General features: G+C 42.6%; 2 protein-coding genes and 1 pseudogene. 2 read left to right on the forward strand and 1 reads right to left on the reverse strand.

Annotated features, from left to right (window positions below; all coding sequences use genetic code 11):
- Both IM322_RS06205 and IM322_RS06210 read left to right on the forward strand, forming a co-directional pair.
- A partial coding sequence (locus IM322_RS06205) for a transposase (protein WP_287672076.1) occupies positions 1-107 on the forward strand: 107 nt, incomplete at its 5' end.
- 146 nt (positions 108-253) lie between these two features.
- On the forward strand, positions 254-2,689 hold the full coding sequence (locus tag IM322_RS06210; protein WP_287672282.1) for a DUF4114 domain-containing protein: 2,436 nt from the start codon (positions 254-256) through the stop codon (positions 2,687-2,689).
- A 12-nt stretch (positions 2,690-2,701) separates the two neighbouring features.
- On the opposite strand, the pseudogene IM322_RS06215 reads toward IM322_RS06210, so the two are convergent.
- Positions 2,702-2,809: pseudogene (locus IM322_RS06215) on the reverse strand (IS200/IS605 family transposase); the annotation flags it as partial.

Consider the following 2,809-nt stretch of genomic DNA (forward strand, 5'->3'; position numbering starts at 1 on the left):
TAATTGAGGGAATGAATACCAAAATAAAGCTTATTAAAAGAATAAGTTATGGATTTACCAATTTTGAACATCTTCGACTTAAGCTGTTTGCTTGCTTTAATTCATAACAAAAATTAACACACGAAAACCAGAAGAGCCCAATAATTCAGTTAGTGTTAGCAATGGTGTTGTTACAGCTAATTTAGGAACACTCAATAGTGGTAAGAGTGTCACTGTAAATCTGACATTAAGTACCTTTATTTCTGGCGAACTTTTGAGTACAGCTAACGTCACTGGAGATGAATTTGACTACAATCTATCTAACAATTCTCTTGTCAGTACAAAAACTGTCAATTCAATAACTTCTCCTGATGCAGATCTAGAGTTGACTCAAACTGTTAATAATTCTAATCCTCGCATTGGAGACCAAGTGACCTTTACTCTAACTCTGACAAATAAAGGTCCTGGTACAGCTACTGTCATCAAAGTAAAAGATATTTTACCAGGAGCATTGAGTTACGTTTCTGCTGTAGCCGATCTAGGAAGCTACGATAGCAATACAGGAATCTGGACTGTCGGGAATATGCCACCCAATCAGAGCGTCAAGCTCGGAATTACTGCGACAGTTAATTCAGGACAATTGCTCACTAATACGGCTCAAGTCATTGCTGTCGATGAAGGTGACCCTGATTCTACTCCGAACAACAATAATCCCAATGAGGATGATCAAGCTTCAGTTATTGTCACTATTGGCACCGATGAAACTCCTGGTAATCTTGCTCCGACGGATTTAACATTAAGTGCGACCACAGTAAATGAAAATGTTGCCCCCAATACAGTGATAGGGACATTTTCTAGCACAGACCCCGATACTGGTAATAGCTTTACCTATAGTTTGATAGCAGGAACAGGAGATACAGATAATACTGCATTCTCGATTGTGGGGAATCAATTACAGATTAATAATTCTCCCGATTTTGAAACTAAGAATAGTTACAGTATTCGAGTTAAAACAACTGACCAAGGAGGACTAGGTTTTGAAAAAGTCCTGGTCATTACTGTTAATGACCTCAATGAAACTCCTGGGAATCTTGCTCCGACGGATTTAGCATTAAGTGCGACCACAGTAAATGAAAATGTTGCTCCCAATACAGTGATAGGAACATTTTCTAGCACAGACCCCGATACTGGCAATAGCTTTACCTATAGTTTAATAGCAGGAACAGGAGATACAGATAATACTGCATTCTCGATTGTGGGGAATCAATTACAGATTAATAATTCTCCCGATTTTGAAACCAAGAATAGTTACAGTATTCGAGTTAAAACAACTGACCAAGGAGGACTAGGTTTTGAAAAAGTCCTGGTCATTACTGTTAATGATGTCAATGAAACTCCTGGTAATCTTGCTCCCACAGCCGTAATTTTCCAAAATGCTGTCACCGAGTTAGCTGAAAATGTCGATGTCACTCCAGAATTTAAGGTCGCCGATCTCCTTATTGAAGATGATGGTTTAGGAACCAATAATCTCTTCCTCACAGGACGAGATAGGGAGCGCTTCTTAATTCAGAATTCGGCACTTTTCTATGTCGGTTTTGCTCCTAATTTTGAAGCTCAAAACAGTTACGAAGTCACTGTGAATGTGGATGATCCAACCGTTGGTGTCACCCCCGATCTCACCCAAACCTTGACTTTAAACATCACCGATGTCAATGAAGCTCCCACAGCCCTAATTCTTGCCAATAGCACCAAGGCGATCGCTGAAAATACCGATACCAGTCAAGGTGTAAAAGTTGCCGATATTCAGATCAGCGATGATGCCCTGGGAACAAATAGCCTTTCTTTGCTGGGTAATGATCAGAGCAGTTTCCAGATTCGTGGACGGGAATTATTCTTCATCGGTAAGGCCGATTTTGAAGCCCAAGCTCTCTATAATCTGACGGTGGCGGTGACGGATACCACCCTCAAACCGGCTCCCAACGCCACGCCAGACGCAACGGTTAATTTCACCCTAGAAATTACCAATCTACCCGACCAAGCCGTTAATCCCCAAACCATCCAATTTAATAATACGGGTGATGGACAAGGTTCTCTGGTTTTCAACTTTAGTGACTTGCCCGGTAGCATACAGGTCAAAGCGATTGAGGAAGGACTTCAACAGACGGGAGCTTTCTTCAATAACGTTGTCGGTCTCTATCCAGTGGCCGATGATAACGGAGCCGTTTTTGACAGCCTCGATTTAGATGGAGATGGCAACGCGACAGAGTTAATTCAACCCAGTCAAGCGGGTTATGCGCGTACCGCCTTAAGTCAAGCGGTGAATAACTTCATTTTGCGGGCCAGTGGGGAAGGGGCAAACCAAAGCACCACCGCCGCTGAATTTGGGGATGTGTTGTTGGAAGGGGGGCGACGCTACGCACCCTTTGTGATTGCCAATGGCGGCAATCTGGGAGAAAGTCTGCAAGGGAGTATTCAGGCATTTTTGACCAAAAATCCCGATAACGTGGCGGCTACCCTAGAAAACTATATGACCCATGAGGTGGCCTACTTCTCCTTTGGGGCGGCAAATCCCGATGGGGCGGAACATTTACGGTCAAGGGGGAATAATATCTTTGGCTTTGAGGATTTACCGGGTAACTTACCCAATATCAGCGATAACGACTTTAATGATGGGATTTTGGCGTTTAATTTTATCGAAAATTTGGGTTAAAACCCCGTCGTTTTACGACGGCTTTTCTTGATCTTTAATAGAGCATCTGAGAACTTCCAGGGTTGCACCTCCTACAGAAGAAACAAAATAACTAGGAGACCAAAGAGCATCTTTCCCATA

This window comes from Microcystis sp. M109S1, assembly GCF_020247025.1.
In the GTDB taxonomy this organism is placed as follows: domain Bacteria; phylum Cyanobacteriota; class Cyanobacteriia; order Cyanobacteriales; family Microcystaceae; genus Microcystis.